We start from the raw sequence: 16,444 nt of genomic DNA on the forward strand, positions 1-16,444 counted from the left end.
CATTCATCTTCGATCACGAAAACAGAAAGGTCCCGATCAGCAGGCCCGCAGCGAACGCGAGAAGCCCCAAGGTGGAGGCTGAAACGATGCGGATGAGGATGCGAACCTGCTCCTCGTACTCCTGTTCTGCGGTCTTGTGGGACTGAGCCGCCATTACAACTGCCCTGCCATCGCCCAGATCGGGCGAATGTACGCGCGAGATTATGGCCAACGCGAGGCAATTTTGGCCCCGCGCGATGCCCTGTTCGTGATGTGGCCGGCATTTGTTCTACGGGGAGTATGGTTGAAGCCTCCTTTGAGGTTCGTTCGGCGGACGCTTATCGGACTGAATTTGCCCAGTTTGTGTTTTCGCGTTTTGATTCAAGCTGTCATGAAGCCGCGCGACCAGCTAGAGGTGCCGGAAGGCCCAATCGCAGAACTGCTCGCACTATGAGCTTGGGCTTGCAAGCCCGCTGAGCGGCCGGTTCAACTCGTAGAGGTGATAGATGAGCGCTGCAGGTGTATTCGGCGGCGCATGTCCCGCATAGACCTCTCGCGCCGTCCAGCCCACACCTCGAAGGCCCTCAACGAAATGGAATCTCTCGTCCCAATCCTGTAGCACCAGCAGATATTGCGGCTGGAATGCTTCCGCGATCTCTGCGACCGCTCTGGATCGTTGCAGACCGACGCTCGGGTAAGTCGTTCGCTTGTGAAAATCCATCGCGGCAGGCGTCTTGAGTCCCACCAAATCGACCAGCGCAGCATGACCGGCGTAGGCGACGTAGCCGGCGTCGTGAACCATGACCATTGGCCGATCCGGCAAATTTGCATTCATCCATCTCACCACATCGGCAAGGCTTTCCTGGAAGCCGACGATATGGGTTCTGTAGTCCTCGAGTTGCGCCACAAATCCCTGCGGCAGGAACAAGATCGAAATCGCGACCATGCAAAGCGTTTGCTTGCGAAACGCCGAGGTGAGGCCACACGCAGTGCCAAACAGTACGAGCGGCGCCAGAACAAACAGATAGCGTCCGCCATTGTGCACCAGGCCACTCGGAAATCTCCAGAAATAGGCACCAAGAAAGACGGCAACAAAGAGCGCAAGCATACGTCCAACCGCAACCGGTCGCATGAAGCGGAGACACAGGAAGAGAGGAAAGCTCATCAGGGCGCCTTGAGAAACTGCTGAAAGCATCAACAAGGATTTGTCCGACCAAGCCAGGTAGCGTTCGGCGAAAAAGAACATCTTCGCGCTGATGGTGTTGGGCACCAATGAGCCGGTATCGATCCAATACCAGAGCAGGAAGGGCAGAGAAGTCAGGGCTGCGACCGCCGCGGCGGCAATTTTGAAGCCATTGGCAGCATCCTTTTCCCAGAACACGATGAGCATTGACGCAGCCGACAGCAAGCTGAGTTCCGGCCGAACAAACGGCATGACGCCGCATAGGGCCGGAAGCCAGAAGGTGCGCCTTTTGTCCGTAAGCAGTTTGATGTCCCACGCCACCGCGGCCATTGCCAGTCCGGTGTCCATCCCATTCAGGACTTGAAACAACGTACCGGCGAACACGAGGCTGCCCAAGGCAATCAGCGCCGCTTCCAGCCGAGGACATCCGATGTTGAGGCACATATAGAATACGCCGAGCACATAGGTGACCGCACTGAGCGAGCTGAGCACATACAGCGCGGCAGTATCGGGATGCACCAGTTGCTCGAAAACCAGAAGCAGTGCGAGATGCGCGCCGCTCGTCGCCCCGACAAGAGCCGGCACTCCCTCATAATTCTGGTCTCGGCCAAGACGCAGAACCTGAGCGTTGTGCAGGTTGATGAAGGCATCGTCTGTCGGAAATGCCGCGCCTCCGTTCACGTAGTAGACGATCGCAAAGATGGCGATTGTGATGAGCGCGCAGGCTCCAGCATCGGTCCAGCGGCTCCTCAGTTCGCTCGTCATATGTCAGGCGATCCCGTTACCCTCTGTGGACTACAATCTAAGGTAAAACATTTTGTTAATACACCAATCGTTCCTCAGGTGATGAGCCCGCAAATCGGGGATCTAAGTTAGTGATGGAAGGCTGGGAGCGGCCGCGAAGTGAGACATCGTAGGGTGGGCAAAGCGACAGCGTGCCCACCACTTCTATCGCGATGCCGAGAGATGGTGGGCACGGCACAAGCGCGCCTTTGCCCGCCCTACGAGGCGGCACCAAGTTATTCGAGCTCATCAGCAGCGCGCGTCCCTCGCGTGTCCCGGACGCGCTGCAACGCTCTTGGCGTTGCTGCGCAGAGCCGGGACCCAGAAGGCCACGCGAACCGCTGCGGTATGGGCCCCGGCTCTGCAGCGCACCGTCAAAGAGGCGCTGCGCTGCGTCCGGGGCACGAGACCCGCCCAACAAAAAACGCGGCGTTTCCGCCGCGTTTTTCAATTCGATCTGCCGCTTGCGTCAGGCCTGCGGCTGCGGCTCCAGGCCGGGATCCGGATCGGGCCGCGGGCGCGGCTTGCCGGCCGGGGGCACGGCGGAGGCGCGCGGCGTGGCCGGCTCGAGCACGGACTCGCGGTTCGGCTTCTTGCCCTTGAGCAGGTCGATGATCTCATCGCCGCTCAGCGTCTCGAACTCGAGCAGGCCCTTGGCCAGCGCCTCGAGGTCACCGTGCTTCTCGGTGAGGATGCGGGTCGCTTCCTTGTAGCCTTCCTCGACCAGGCGGCGGATCTCTGAGTCGATCTTCTGGACCGTCGCCTCGGAGGCATTCTGCGTCCGCGACACCGACATGCCCAGGAACACCTCGTCCTGGTTCTCGCCATAGGAGACGGTGCCGAGCTCTTCCGACAGGCCCCAGCGCGTCACCATCATGCGGGCAAGGCGGGTGGCCTGCTCGATGTCGGAGGCCGCACCGGACGTGACCTTCTCGCGGCCGAAGATCAGCTCTTCGGCGACGCGGCCGCCCATCATGATGGCGAGGCGCGAGGTCATCTGCTCCAAAGACATCGACAGCTTGTCGCGCTCGGGGAGCTGCATGACCATGCCGAGTGCACGGCCGCGCGGGATGATGGTCGCCTTGTGGATCGGATCGGTCGCGGGCACGTTGAGGCCGACGATGGCGTGGCCGCCTTCGTGATAGGCCGTCAGCAGCTTCTCTTCCTCGGTCATGACGAGCGACTTGCGCTCGGCGCCCATCATCACCTTGTCCTTGGCTTCCTCGAACTCGGCCTGGGTCACCATGCGCTTGTTGCGGCGCGCAGCGGTGAGGGCGGCTTCGTTGACGAGGTTCATCAGGTCGGCGCCGGAGAAACCGGGTGTGCCGCGCGCGATGGTCTTGAGGTTGATATCCGGCGCCAGCGGCACCTTGCGGACGTGAACCTTGAGGATCTGCTCGCGGCCGACGACGTCGGGATTCGGCACCACGACCTGGCGGTCGAAGCGGCCCGGACGCAGCAGCGCGGGATCGAGCACGTCGGGACGGTTGGTCGCGGCGATCAGGATCACGCCCTCGTTCGCCTCGAAGCCGTCCATCTCGACCAGCAGCTGGTTCAGCGTCTGCTCGCGCTCGTCATTGCCGCCGCCGAGACCGGCGCCGCGGTGACGACCGACCGCGTCGATTTCGTCGATGAAGATGATGCAGGGCGCGTTCTTCTTGGCCTGCTCGAACATGTCGCGGACACGGCTGGCGCCGACGCCGACGAACATCTCGACGAAGTCAGAACCGGAGATGGTGAAGAATGGCACGTTGGCTTCGCCCGCGACCGCGCGCGCGATCAGGGTCTTGCCGGTGCCGGGAGGGCCGACCAGCAGCACGCCGCGCGGAATGCGGCCGCCGAGGCGCTGGAATTTGCCGGGGTCGCGCAGGAATTCGACGATCTCCTGCAGGTCCTGCTTGGCCTCATCGACGCCGGCGACGTCCTCGAAGGTGACGCGGCCATGGGCCTCGGTCAGCATCTTCGCACGCGACTTGCCAAAGCCCATCGCCTTGCCGGCGCCGCCCTGCATCTGCCGCGACAGGAAGATCCAGACGCCGATCAGCGCAATGAACGGGAGCCAGGAGACCAGCAGCGAGACGAACCACGGCACGTTGTCGCCGGGCGGCTTCGCGGTGATCTGGACCTTGCTGTCGTACAGGCGCTTCACCAGCGTCGGGTCGTTCGGCGCATAGGTCTGGAAGCTGGAGCCGTTGGTGAAGGTGCCGTGGATGTCGGGACCCTGGATCACGACGTCGCGGACTCGGCCCTGGTCAACCTCGCTCAACAGCTGCGAGAAGGCGATGTCCTGCGAGGAGGCCCGCTGGCCCGGATTCTGGAAGAGCGTGAACAACGCCAACAGCAGCAAAACAATGATGACCCAGAGGGCGAAATTGCGCAGATTGGCGTTCATCGATCTTCCTTCGTGGTCGCGCGGATCGCGGCCTCATCCTTGGGCAGACTAGAGAAAATCCCCAAGGAATCCTCTCGGTTGGACGTATACAATTTAGGTGCCGCCCCCGTCGCTGCCAAGGGAACGAGATGGGACTATTTATCCCATCTTAGGCCGATTCCCGCTGAAATAATGGCGTCGAGGCCGGGGTTTTTCCTGCCTGGTTAAGGTGTCCTGACGGCGGGCGGTCGAAACGGCCGGTGTCATGATCCGCTCTTCTGCGCCCCTCTGCGCCGCCGGACCGGCGCCGGCGCGACGTGGATACGCCCTCCGGCAAGGCTGATCAAGGCTCCCGCCAGCGTCTGCTTCAGGATGGGACGGCCATTTCTGGATGCACGGGCGCCCACTGCAATGGCCTGATCAAGCGCGGCCAAGAGAGTTTCGACCTTGCCGAGTTCCGCCGGGCCCTCATGCCCGAGCGCGTCGATAGCCCGCAGCAGGAGCCGCAGCCGGACTTCTTCCGGCAGGCTCGCGAAGGCCGCAGCCTCGAAGCTGCGAACGCCCGGCTGTGGCGCATCGCCGCGATCCCGCAAACGGAGGAAGCGCTCGGCGCCGTCGGCCAGCACCTCGACTGCCGCGTTCGCCCGGGCGAGCCGCGCCGAAAGACGGACCAGCGTGCGGGCGTCGCCGCCCTCGGCTGCGAGCTGCGGCAGCAGCGCCCGCAGCCGCGGCCGCGTGAAGGCCGCGTCGCGGTTGGTGGGATCGTCCGCAAAGCCGATCCTGGCCCGCTTCAGCGTCGCGATGAGCTGCGATTTCGGCACGTCGAGCAGCGGGCGCGCCAACACGAGGCCGTCGCGCGTCGAAAGGCGCGCCATCGCCGACAGCCCGGCGATGCCGCTGCCGCGGAGCAGCCGCATCAACAGGGTCTCGGCCTGGTCGTCGCGGGTGTGGGCGGTCAGCACATGGCTCGCGCCGGCCGAGCGCGCGGCCTGCGCAAGCAGGCGGTAGCGGGCTTCGCGCGCTGCCGCCGGCAATCCCGTTGTCGGCTTTGCACCGCGCCAGCGCAGGGTCCGGTGCGTCAATCCGAGCTCAGAGGCGAGCCGCTTGACCTCGCGCGCCTCGCGCGCCGCCTCTGCCCGCAAGCCATGATCGACGGTGACGACGGTGAGCTCCGGGCCGCGCGCGAGGCTGCGCCGCCAGCGCGCGGCGAGCCACATCAGCGCGATCGAGTCGGGCCCGCCGGAGACCGCGAGCACCAGTGCGGGGGCAGCTTTCAGCTCGGCGAAGAGCCGCTTCGCCGCGCGTGCGGAGATCGGAGAATTGTCGTCGTCGGACATGACACTGCCTGGCAATCGTCAGACCGTTTAGCGCAGCACGATCCACCTTGTCAGCGTGTGGTGCGGCGCCTCAGCACTTCACCCGCTTCTGCTCGCGATCGACGGCGGCTTTGACACCGGCGGAGGCGCGCGGATATTTGCGGCCGACCTCGCCGAAGGCGGCGCAGGCGGCTTCCTTCTCCTTCAGCGCGGCGAGCGACTGGCCGAGCCGCAGCAGCGCATCCGGCGCCTTGGCCGATTTGTCGTACTTGGTGGTGACAGCGAGGAAGGCTTCGGCGGAATCGCGATATTGCTGGCGCTGGAAATAGCTTTCGCCGAGCCAGTATTGCGCGTCGCCGAGCAGCGGGTCACCAGGATACTTCGCCGCAAAATTCTTCATGGTCTGCTCGGCGAGCGCGTAGTCCTTGCGCTGCATGTAGCCGATGCCGAGGTCGAACTCGTCGCGCGGCGTCGCCGAGGGCGGCAGTGTCGCGAGCCCGGTGCCGCCGGCTTGCGGCGGATAACCCTGTTGCGCCGGTGGAGAGCCGGGCTGGGCCGGTGCCGCTGCCTGCGGATAGCGCCCGCCGTTGTTGGAGAGATCGAGCGGCGCCCCCGCCGGCATCGGCTGCTGACCGCCACCGAGCGCGCGCGGCGCGCCGGGCGCATTCGGTGTCTGGCTCGGGTCGAACGCATCACCACGGCGGCGCATGCCGGGCGCGCCGGGGCCCGGCTGCTCCTGAACGATCGGCGCGGGAGCCGCGATCTGCGGCTGCTCGTAATTCGGCTGCGCGGTCTGCTGCTGCTGCGGAGGCTGCTGGCGATAGGCCGGCGCGACCTGGGCCGGCGGCACGGCCGCGGCGTTAGGCTGTGCCGGCACCTGTCCGGGTGTGCCCTGCGCGCCGCCCTCGAGCGCCCGCAGCCGGTCTTCGAGCTGGCGGTTGCGATATTGCAGCTCTTCGTTCTGGCCGGTGAGCTGGCGCAGCTGGTTCTCCAACCGCTCGATCCGCATTTCGGGGTCGCCGTCGTCCGACTGGGCGAATACGGGCGAGCACAAAGAGAGCAGCGCGGCGATCGCCACGGTGCCGTTAATTGCCTTGAATTTGGATGACATCTTGCCCTGACGACGAAAACAAAATCTGCGACGGAACATGCGACGCGCCACACTTTGAAAGGCAGTACGCCAAAAATGTGACTGGCACCACGGGGTTTCTGTCACAGATCGCTGAAACGAAACCGGCGCCCGAGAGGGCGCCGGCATATTCGGTTTCCAAAGATGAACGGCTGCTGACTAAGTGTCAGGAGCTCGCGTTCAGCACGGTCACGGCGCGACGGTTCTGCGACCAGCAGGAGATATCGTTACACACGGCCACCGGGCGCTCCTTGCCGTAGGAGATCGTGCGCATGCGGTTGGCATCGATGCCGCGCGAGGCGAGGAACGAGCGCACCGACTGGGCGCGGCGGGCGCCGAGCGCGATGTTGTATTCGCGGGTGCCGCGCTCGTCGGCGTGACCTTCGATGGTGAAGGAGTAGCGCGGATAGGTCTGCAGCCACTGCGCCTGCTTCTCCAGCGTCACGATCGCCTGCGGGGTCAGATCGGTCTGGTCGCTCTCGAAGAACACGCGGTCGCCCACGTTCACGACGAAGTCCTGCTGGCTGCCCGGCGTCGCCGCGCTCGCATTCGCGTCCATACCCACGTTCTTGTTGGCGCAGGCGCCCATTGACAGAGCGATGGCAAGCACCGCGGCCAGCTTCAATCCCTGGAGGATACGCATAGGATATTTCATTCCGGAGCCTCCACGCTCACGTTCGTCCACTGCTGTCCGGTCTACAGGGGGTTGGTTAAGCGAACGTTCCGTCAACCTTGACGGAACCTTGCCTCAGCCGGTCAAATGCCCCCAACCAGCGAAAAGCACCCATTGTGGTTAATGGGTTGTAAATGTGGCGCGAGGGTGAAGGCAAGCCGCGTTAGCCGGCAAAATCCCCGGCTCCGCTGGAATTTTGGGCGCGGGGACTCCGGCGGGAACCGGCGTGGCCCGATCAGGCCACGGTAATGGCCGGAACGAGCACCGGCCGGGACACGGCCTGGGTCTGGGCGGCACGGTCGAACAGCATCCTTCGCTCAAAGGCGCTCGAGCGCATGATGGGAAAGCGGGTCAGGACCCGCTCCCGGAGTTTTGCGAAATCGGAGGCCATCAGGACCACCTTCCTCGAATGCCAGCCCGGGAACGGACGCGGCTCGGTGAGGGTCTCATGCAGGAAGATCCGGCGATAAAACGCCTGGTGATCGGTACGCACCATCGCCAGTCCGAGATCGGCATTGAAATGATCGCAGGCGAGATAGGCCAGCCGCAGCGTCAGATAAGGGAGCTCGTGAAACCGCTGACTCGTGTCCGGATCTGCTGCAAAACGCGCGGGATCGACGAAAACTTCGCCTCGATCGAGGCGAGAGTTGAGAACATCGCCGAACAATTCCGTGGTGTAGGACATCCGCCGTTCTGACGTCAGGACGTGAAGGCGCAGAGAACTGCAGAGTTCTCCGTCGAGATAGATCCCGAAGATCCAGGCGTTGGGTGCATCGTCGTAAGTGTCGATGATCCGTTGAGATGCCGATGGTGAGATCAGCCCGCCGTGCAGATACGCCCTGTAGCGCATCGCGTAGACGGCATCACGGTCCTCGGGAGTTTCGATGAGGCGATAGTCGAGGCGGTCGAACAACCCCGCCCCTCGCATTTCGAGCGGCGCGCGCGGCTCGGCTCCTGACTTCATCTCATACTCCCGCCCACTCAGGGCAACTTCCGCGAGTGTGGGCGAGATTAATGACTCCTTAACCGAATTGCAAAGGGTTCGAACCGTTAGGGTTAAGGATCATCGCCCGCAAAACTCCGGGGAAATACAGGGAAACATGGAGGAAATGGCGACGGCCGGGAGCGCGACGCTAGCCAAACGACCGCGAGGAGATCGAGACGATCTGAGCGTCTCCGATGCGGCGACCATGCGAGGCGTCGAGCAATTGACGGATCCGGACCGCCGGAACGGGCCGGCTGAACAGGTAGCCCTGCCCTTCGGAGACCGTGCCGTCGGCGCTCACGAGCTCGAGCTGCTCGTTGGTCTCGATGCCCTCGACGACGACCGCCATGCCGAGGTCGGCCGACAGCCGCGCCACGCCGCGGAGCAGCGTCAGCGGGCGGTCGGTGTCGATGCCCTCGAGGAAGGAGCGGTCGATCTTGACCTTCTGCATCGGGAAGTTGTGCAGGTAGCTGAGGCTCGAATAGCCGGTGCCGAAATCGTCCAGCGAGATGCGCACGCCGAGCGCGTGCAGCTGCGACAGGATATCATGGGTGAGCTGGGTATTGCGCAGCAGCGAGGATTCGGTGATCTCGATCTCGAGGCGGTGCGCGGGCAGGCCCGAGACTTCGAGCGCGTAGCGGATCTCGCTCAGCACGTCGCGCTGGTGGAATTGCTGCGGCGAGAAGTTGACGGCGACGCTGACGCCATCCGGCCACTTCATGCATTCCATGCAGGCGCGGCGCAAGATCCAGCGACCGAGATCGACGATCAGGCCCATGTCCTCGGCGACCGGGATGATGTCGACCGGCGAGACCGTGCCGCGCACCGGATGATTCCAGCGCAGCAGCGCTTCGCAGGTGGAGATCTTGCCGGTCTTCAGATTGACCAGCGGCTGGTAGAACAGCTCGAACTCCTCGTTGGCGAGCGCCTTGCGCAGGTCGAGCTCGAGGATGCGCCGGGCCTCGACGGTGGCCGCCATCTCGTCGCGGAAGAAGCAGAACGTGCCGCGGCCGTCGGCCTTGGCGCGGTAGAGCGCCATGTCGGCGTTCTTCAAAAGCGTGTCGGCGCTGACGCCCTCCGGCGAGGTCAGCGCGATGCCGACGCTGGCGCCGATCTCGACCAGATGATTGTCGATGCGGTAGCGCTCGCTCAGCCGTTCGACGATGCGGCGGGCAAGGCTGGCGGCATCCTCGGCCGCATTGATGTTCTGCTGGAACACGACGAACTCGTCGCCACCGAAGCGGGCGACGAAATCCTCCGGCCGCAGCATCTCGCGCAGCCGGTTGGCCACCGCGCAGAGCAGCTGGTCGCCGCAGGGATGACCGAGCGTATCGTTGACCTGCTTGAACTGGTCGAGGTCCACGAACAGCAGCGCGGAGAGCCGGTCGGAATGACGCGAGGCCGCCAGCAAGGAATCGATCTCGTTGCGGAAATGGACGCGGTTGGGGAGCGCGGTCAATTCGTCGTAACGGGCAAGATGGGTGATCTTGGCCTCGGCATTGCACCGCTCGGTCACGTCTTCGAGCAGCAGCACTGCGCCGCCGTCGGCCATCGGCTGGACCGTCCAGGACAATGACCGATTTCTCTCCGCGTCCGGATCGACGGTCACGATCTCGTTCGCGTGCGAATTCTCGATCTCGGTGACGATCATCTCGCCGCTCGCGGCCGAGATCGAGCCTGAGCTGACGCACGCGGCCAGGATATCACGCGCGCTGATGCCGTTCCGGGCGAGATCGCTGGGGAGGTCCAGCATCTCGCTGAAGCGGTGATTCATCACCGCGAGCTGCCTGTCGACGCGGAACATGCACAGACCGTGCGGCATGTTGTTCAGGGCGGTATCGAACTGGCCCGCAAGCGCCGCTTCGCGCTCCCGAGCCACGACCGCGCGCATGAATATTCTGTGCAGATTGGCCGAGAGCTGCATGATCGCCAGCAGGAATGCGGCGCTCACGAGGGCCATGGCGATGTAGTAGGGCGTACCGTGCGACGCGAGCGCGATGACGGCGGGACCGAACATCAGGCCGGCCTGCAGATGGTATATCGACGGCCGTCCGTAGGCTCGTCCAGCGCCTCCTCCGACGATCCCGGTGGTGATGGAGAGGGCGATCATGTGGACGACGGCGTCGTCAGTGCTCACCAAAGCGAGCCCGCACCACGTTCCAATCGCACCGGCCTGGATCAGCGCGCCGATCAGATAGCGCCTTTGCCAGAGCACGGCTTCTTCGGCGGTCAGGGTGGCTTTGCGCGGCAGGAAGCGTCGCAGATCGAACAACCGGAGAGCTCCGGCCAGGATGATCAGTGCCACCGTCGCCCAGGTCAGGTTTTGTCCGGTCCTCAGCGCCGTGATGGCGGCCCCGATGGCGACGAAGACGATACCCGCAAGCAGCGGACCGGGCGCTTCGAACAGGGAATCATTCAGCGCCGCCGACACCGGGGGCGCCGTCTGTCCTCGATCGGATTTTCCGGTCTGGTTTGCGAACTGCATTTTGGTTTTGTACGCGCGTCCTGTTTGACGGGTACTTTTACCCAGACCAGATGAAGCCTTTCTGAGGGAACATCGTTAAAGTCGAGTTGTTTTTCGGCAATAGCGAAACTGTTTCTGCTGGAATATCAAGCAACTAGGCAAGCCTTGCCGGGCTCAAGGTGAATGAAAGCTTGCCGCGCACGCAGAAACCCGAAAAATCGGCGCTTCTTTTCGAAAAACATCGCGCGTTGCGGGACGCGCGCGATCTATTGACCTGCAGTCGCGGACAGCAGCGGCGACCACGCCGGATCGGAGGCGAAGCCCGGCGTCGGCACCTTCAACTCGTTGCGGCCGGAGATGTCGACGGAGAACAGCGACGGCCCGCCATTGCCGCCGGGGTCGCGGAAGAACATCAGCACGCGGCCGTTCGGCGAGAAGGTCGGGCCCTCATTGTGATAGCCGGAGGTGAGGAGCCGCTCGCCGGAGCCGTCCGGCTTCATGACGCCGATCGAGAACTGCCCGCCGCCCTGCCTGGTGAAGGCGATGTAATCGCCGCGCGGCGACCATACCGGCGTCGAGTAGGTGGCGTTGTTGTCGTCCTTGGAGAAGGAGATGCGCTGCGCCTGTCCGCCGCCCGCCGCCATCACATAAATCTGCGACCTGCCGCCGCGATCGGACTCGAAGCAGATGCGGGTGCCGTCCGGCGAGTAGGACGGAGACGTGTCGATCGCCGGCGTGTCGGTGAGGCGCGTGGTCGAGCGCGAGCGCAAATCCATCACGAACAGGTTGGAATTGCCGCCCTGCTGCAGGCTCATAATGACGCGCTGGCCGTCCGGCGAGAATCTTGGGGCAAAGGTCATGCCCGGGAAATTGCCGACGATCTCGCGCTGGCCGGTCTCGATGTTGAACAGATAGACCTTCGGATCGCCCTGGCCGAACTCCATATAGGTGATCTCTTGCGAGTTCGGCGAGAAGCGCGGCGTCAGCACGAGGTCGGCGCCACGTGTCAGATAGCGCACATTGGCGCCGTCCTGGTCCATCATCGCGAGCCGCTTGACGCGGCGCTCCTTCGGCCCGGACTCGTCGACGAACACGACGCGGCTGTCGAAATAGCCTTTCTCGCCGGTCATCTGCTCGTAGATCTGGTCGGAGATGATGTGGGCGATCCGGCGCCAATATTCCGGCGAGGTGAAATATTGCTGGCCGGCGAGCTGCTGGCCGGTGACCACGTCCCACAGGCGGAATTCGGCCTTGAGCCGGCCGTCCGGCTGCCGCGTCATGCGGCCGGTGACGAGAGCCTGCGCGTTGAGGGTCTTCCAGTTCTGGAATTGCGGCGCGACGTCGATGTTGCTGATGCGCTCGATGAAGGCGGCCTGGTCGATCGGAGCGAACAGGCCCGAGCGCTTCAGATTGTTGGTGATGACCTGCGTGACGCCGTTGCTGACATCGCCGTCGGCTGGCGAGCCCGCCACGAAACCGGTGATCGCGATCGGGATCGGACGAAACTCCGTGGGATCGATGCGGAGCCGCCCCTGCGGAGCTTGGGCGAAGGCACGTCCGCCCCCGAGCATCGCAAGCCCCGATCCGGTCAGGGTCATGAAGCGGCGGCGGTTGATCGGTCGGACGTCATTCATCGGAAAATTCTTTTGTTCGGATATCACAGCGTATCGTTGAGGGTGAAAGTCGTCTCGATCTTCTTCCAGGTTTCGTACTGCTGCTTCGGCAAGAACGAATAGACCTGACACTGCACGATGGCACGCTTCGCGCTTTCGGCAATGGCCTGGGCAATCGACCGCGACGGTCCCCTCACCGCAACGATGATCGGCTCTGACGCCAGCGTTCCGTCGATCTTCATGGGAATGTCGATGTCAGCCGCATACTGATCTGCGTCCTGCCCGTTGTACGTGGAGTTGAAGCAACGTCTGACCGCCGTCATGAACGCGCCCCGCCAGGTCGCGACGTTGTTGTTGGCGGTTCCGGTTGTCGACCCAAGGGAAGCCGACGCGTTCAGCGCTGTCCCCGTGAGCTCGTGCCGCGTCGAATCGCGCTTGTCGAGGTCGCGAGCAATCTGTGCAGGATCGAACGTGCGTTCCTTGGGCTTTGGCTGCTGCTGCGGCTGCACGGCCGCGACCTTGGGTTGCGGCGGCTTGGGCGGCGGCTTTTTTGTCTCCAGTTTCTTCTGGAGCTCGGCGATCGGATCTTCCTTGGCCGGATCAGGCTTCTTTTCTTCCGGCTTCGGCTCTTCCTTTGGTTTGGCCTCGGCAACGGGTTTCGGCGGCTCGGGCTTCTTCTCGACCGGCTTCTCGACGGGTTTTGGCGGCGGCTCCGGCGTCGAATTGGTCTTGATCAGCTCTTTCTTCTCGGTGACCTTGCCGACGGCGTCTTCCTCGGGCTTGGCCTCGGCGATCTTCTCGACCTTGGGCTTCGGCTCTTCCTTCTTGCCGGTCTTCTGCCCATTGGTGATTTGCGCCAGCTGATCGCTAGAGATGATGTCGATCGGAAGCGACTCTTCCGCCGGTGCGAAAGCGCTGCTGCTAAAGGTGATTAACCCCCATCCAAACACGAGGACGTGGAGGGCAATCGACGCAACGAGTGTCTTGTCGACGTTCACCTTCACCGGCTTAGGACCCCTGATCCGCCTCGGTGACGAGCGCCAGCTTCTTGAAGCCCGCGCCCGACAACAAGCCCATCACCCTCGCCACAGTGCCGTAATCCGCCTTCTTGTCGGCACGCAGGTAGATGCGTTCCTCGAGCCCGCCGCGCGCGTCCGTGATCGCCTTCAGCTTCGGGATCAGATCGGTCAGCGCCACCTCGGCGTCGTTGATGAACACCTTGCCCTTGATGTCGACCGACATCTGCAGCGGCTTCTGGTCGTTCTGGTCGAGGCTCTTGGCCTGGGTCTGCGGCAGGTCGAGCGGCACGCCCACGGTCAAGAGCGGCGCCGACACCATGAAGATGATGAGCAGCACCAGCATCACGTCGACCATCGGCGTGACGTTGATCTCGGCCATGACCGGCTTGCGCCGGCCGCGGCGTCCGCCGCCTCCGGACGAACTGGCTACGTTCATGCCCATGGCTTGGTGCCCAATCTCGCCTTCACACTATACATACCGTCCGTCAGCCCCGCTCGTCGATCTGACGCGACAGAATGGCCGAAAATTCATCAGCGAAGCCCTCGAGCCGCTGGGCCTGCCGGTTCACCTCGGAGGTGAACTTATTGTAGAAAATAGTGGCAGGAATGGCGGCGATAAGGCCGACCGCGGTCGCAAACAGCGCCTCCGCGATGCCGGGCGCCACCACAGCCAGAGAGGTATTTTTCGACGCCGCGATCGACTGGAAGCTCGACATGATGCCCCAGACCGTGCCGAACAGGCCGACGAAGGGGCCGGCGGAGCCGACGGTCGCGAGCACGAGGAGCCGGCGTTCCAGCCGTTCCACCTCACGGGCGATCGAGACGTTCATGACCTTGTCGATGCGCATCTGCAGGCCCGCGACCGAGCGGGCGTGGCTTTCGAAAGAGCGCTTCCATTCGCGCATCGCGGCGACGAAACAGGCCGCCATGGAATGGGTCGGCTTGGCCGAGAGCGTGCGATAAAGCTCCTCGATCGACTCGCCGGACCAGAACGCCTGCTCGAACCGGTCCATCGAACGCCGGGTGCGCGCGTAAAGAAAGATCTTGTCGATCGCGATGGCCCAGACCCAGACCGAGCAGGACAGCAGGCCCAGCATGACGCATTTCACGATCCAGTGAGCCTGCCAGAACAGCGCGATCAGCGACACGTCGGCGGAGGCGGCAACCGGAAGGGCGGACTGAGCCACGTCGGCCGGATTCATCAGCAGTATCCTCTCAAGGCGATCGTTACCTATGCCCCGGTGAGCCGAATGGCGGCCGGTTCCCCAACAGCCGCGCTAGCACCGGCGCGGCCGGCAAGCCCGTTCAAAGCCTTGTCTTTCTGGGGTGCAGGGGCTTGTCCAAAGCCGTCGCCTGCATTCCCCGCCAAGATGTCAAAACTAAGGGCCTCGACTAAGCCTTTGGGCGCGACTTACCGGCTTTTACCTGACCCCGACGATGGTTAATGCGGAGTTACCGGGACCGCATTTGGCTGCGAGAAAGGTAGGCAATGCAGCGGTTTGGCAAGCTGCGGGCGCGGCGGTTGCTCACACCACGGCTTGGAGGAACCAGCTCTCGCCCCGGTGGATTATCCGGACGTTCATTTTTGGCGAGGTTTTGCCATGACCATCAACCCCAAGACGACCGCCGCCATCGGCGAGCACCCGCTCCACCCCATGCTCATCCCGTTTCCTGTGGCCTTCCTGGTCGCCGCGCCCATCGCGGACCTGGCCTTCATTGGAACCGGCGACGGCTTCTGGGCCAGGGCCGCAATGTGGCTGATCGGCGCCGGTATCGTCATGGCGCTGGCTGCCGCCGTCGCCGGCTTTACCGACTTCTTGAGCGATTCCCGCATTCGCAACCTCAACGATGCCTGGTACCACATGGCCGGCAATCTCACCGCGGTCGTGCTGGCCCTGATCAATTTCTATCTCCGCTACGCGCAAGGCGCCGAGGCCGCGATCAAGCCGTGGGGCGTGGTGCTCTCGCCGATCGTCGTCGGTATCCTCCTGTTCACGGGATGGAAGGGCTGGGAGATGGTCTACCGGCATCACGTTGCCGTCGTGGACGCCCCGGGCCAGACCAGTTCGGAGCCGGTCACGCCGCACCATGGCGGCGAGAGCCATCGGCGCGCGGCTTGAGCGAGCGGGACGTCAACGGCAGAACCGCAAGCCCGGTCCCTCACCACTTCTCCTTCGAGGTCCGGACGTCGAGCTCGAACGACCAGGCCCGCTCGGGCTGGCGGTAGAGGAATTCGAAGGCATCGACGATGCCCGCGATGCTGATCAGGCTGTCCTCGCGGCCTGCGGCGTCGGGAAAGCGCGAGAAGATCTTGTCGCCGGCGATCGCGCCGTCGACCACGACATGGCCGACATGGATGCCGTCGGGCGCATATTCCTTGGCCATGGCCTGCGCCAGCGTGCGCACGCCTGCCTTGGCCGAGTTGAACGCGCCGTAGCCGGAGCGTCCGCGCAGCGAGGCGCTGGCGCCGGTGAAGAGCAATGTGCCGGTCTTCTTCGGCACCATGCGGCGCACCGCCTCGCGGCCGAACAGAAAGCCGCCGAAACAGACCACGCGCCAGGCATTCTCGAAATAATCGGCGTCCATCTCGATGATCTTTCCCGGCGTGTTGTTGCCGGCGTTGTAGATCGCGAGGTCGAGGTCTTCGCCGGCGGCATCGAACAAGGCGGTGATGTCGCTCTCTTTGGTCGCGTCCGCGACGACAGGCGTGGCCACACCGCCGGCCTTTGCGATGTCGTCCACGACCGCCTGCAACGCCGACGGCGTCCGGCCCGCGACGATCACTCTGAGCCCCTCGGCAGCAAAACGCTTGCAGAGCTGGGCGCCAAGGCCGCGGTCCGGTCCGACGCCGATCACGATTGCTGTCTTCATTGCACGCTCCGACGATTGAACGCTGATGAGGAGGTGACTGGCTCAGGCTGGGGTGAAT

Annotated in this window: 14 protein-coding genes; 1 reads left to right on the plus strand and 13 read right to left on the minus strand. The window is 63.9% G+C overall.

The genetic code is table 11. The annotated features are described in order from the left end of the window. Window positions 1-13: 13 nt before the first annotated feature. From FXB38_RS43050 to tolQ, 12 genes are all read right to left on the minus strand, one after another. The gene (locus FXB38_RS43050; protein WP_187435172.1) at window positions 14-154 is read right to left on the minus strand and encodes a hypothetical protein; all 141 of its coding nucleotides are present in this window, start codon (window positions 152-154) and stop codon (window positions 14-16) included. 273 nt (window positions 155-427) lie between these two features. Further along, window positions 428-1,927, minus strand: coding sequence for a hypothetical protein (locus FXB38_RS27110; protein WP_148753997.1), 1,500 nt, complete (start codon window positions 1,925-1,927; stop codon window positions 428-430). A 487-nt stretch (window positions 1,928-2,414) separates the two neighbouring features. Beyond that, the gene (gene ftsH / locus FXB38_RS27115; RefSeq protein ID WP_148753998.1) at window positions 2,415-4,337 is read right to left on the minus strand and encodes an ATP-dependent zinc metalloprotease FtsH; all 1,923 of its coding nucleotides are present in this window, start codon (window positions 4,335-4,337) and stop codon (window positions 2,415-2,417) included. 242 nt (window positions 4,338-4,579) lie between these two features. Further along, on the minus strand, window positions 4,580-5,653 hold the full coding sequence (gene tilS / locus FXB38_RS27120; RefSeq protein ID WP_148753999.1) for a tRNA lysidine(34) synthetase TilS: 1,074 nt from the start codon (window positions 5,651-5,653) through the stop codon (window positions 4,580-4,582). Window positions 5,654-5,723: 70 nt separating this feature from the next. Then, entirely contained in the window at window positions 5,724-6,743 is a 1,020-nt protein-coding gene (gene ybgF, locus FXB38_RS27125; protein WP_187435173.1) for a tol-pal system protein YbgF, read from the minus strand. Between the two features lie 184 nt (window positions 6,744-6,927). After that, window positions 6,928-7,416: a peptidoglycan-associated lipoprotein Pal gene (gene pal / locus FXB38_RS27130; RefSeq protein ID WP_148754001.1), complete on the minus strand. Its 489-nt coding sequence runs from the start codon at window positions 7,414-7,416 to the stop codon at window positions 6,928-6,930. A 253-nt stretch (window positions 7,417-7,669) separates the two neighbouring features. Continuing rightward, entirely contained in the window at window positions 7,670-8,398 is a 729-nt protein-coding gene (locus FXB38_RS27135) for an N-acyl amino acid synthase FeeM domain-containing protein (RefSeq protein ID WP_148754002.1), read from the minus strand. A gap of 169 nt (window positions 8,399-8,567) precedes the next feature. After that, on the minus strand, window positions 8,568-10,904 hold the full coding sequence (locus tag FXB38_RS27140) for a putative bifunctional diguanylate cyclase/phosphodiesterase (protein WP_148754003.1): 2,337 nt from the start codon (window positions 10,902-10,904) through the stop codon (window positions 8,568-8,570). A gap of 245 nt (window positions 10,905-11,149) precedes the next feature. Then, a complete protein-coding gene (tolB, locus tag FXB38_RS27145) occupies window positions 11,150-12,517 on the minus strand; it encodes a Tol-Pal system beta propeller repeat protein TolB (protein WP_187435174.1) in 1,368 nt (455 codons plus the stop codon). Between the two features lie 23 nt (window positions 12,518-12,540). Beyond that, the gene (locus FXB38_RS27150; protein ID WP_148754005.1) at window positions 12,541-13,500 is read right to left on the minus strand and encodes a protein TolA; all 960 of its coding nucleotides are present in this window, start codon (window positions 13,498-13,500) and stop codon (window positions 12,541-12,543) included. Window positions 13,501-13,504: 4 nt separating this feature from the next. Beyond that, the gene (gene tolR / locus FXB38_RS27155) at window positions 13,505-13,957 is read right to left on the minus strand and encodes a protein TolR (RefSeq protein WP_148754006.1); all 453 of its coding nucleotides are present in this window, start codon (window positions 13,955-13,957) and stop codon (window positions 13,505-13,507) included. A 43-nt stretch (window positions 13,958-14,000) separates the two neighbouring features. Beyond that, window positions 14,001-14,717, minus strand: coding sequence for a protein TolQ (gene tolQ, locus FXB38_RS27160; protein WP_027532430.1), 717 nt, complete (start codon window positions 14,715-14,717; stop codon window positions 14,001-14,003). A 399-nt stretch (window positions 14,718-15,116) separates the two neighbouring features. Here tolQ and FXB38_RS27165 point away from each other — a divergent pair, with 399 nt between their 5' ends. Further along, on the plus strand, window positions 15,117-15,635 hold the full coding sequence (locus tag FXB38_RS27165; protein WP_148754007.1) for a DUF2231 domain-containing protein: 519 nt from the start codon (window positions 15,117-15,119) through the stop codon (window positions 15,633-15,635). Between the two features lie 40 nt (window positions 15,636-15,675). Here the strand turns inward: FXB38_RS27165 and FXB38_RS27170 are convergent, their stop codons facing one another. Further along, entirely contained in the window at window positions 15,676-16,386 is a 711-nt protein-coding gene (locus FXB38_RS27170) for an SDR family NAD(P)-dependent oxidoreductase (protein WP_148754008.1), read from the minus strand. Window positions 16,387-16,444: the final 58 nt, after the last annotated feature.

The sequence above is a fragment of the Bradyrhizobium cytisi genome, assembly GCF_008123515.1.
Classification (GTDB): domain Bacteria; phylum Pseudomonadota; class Alphaproteobacteria; order Rhizobiales; family Xanthobacteraceae; genus Bradyrhizobium; species Bradyrhizobium cytisi.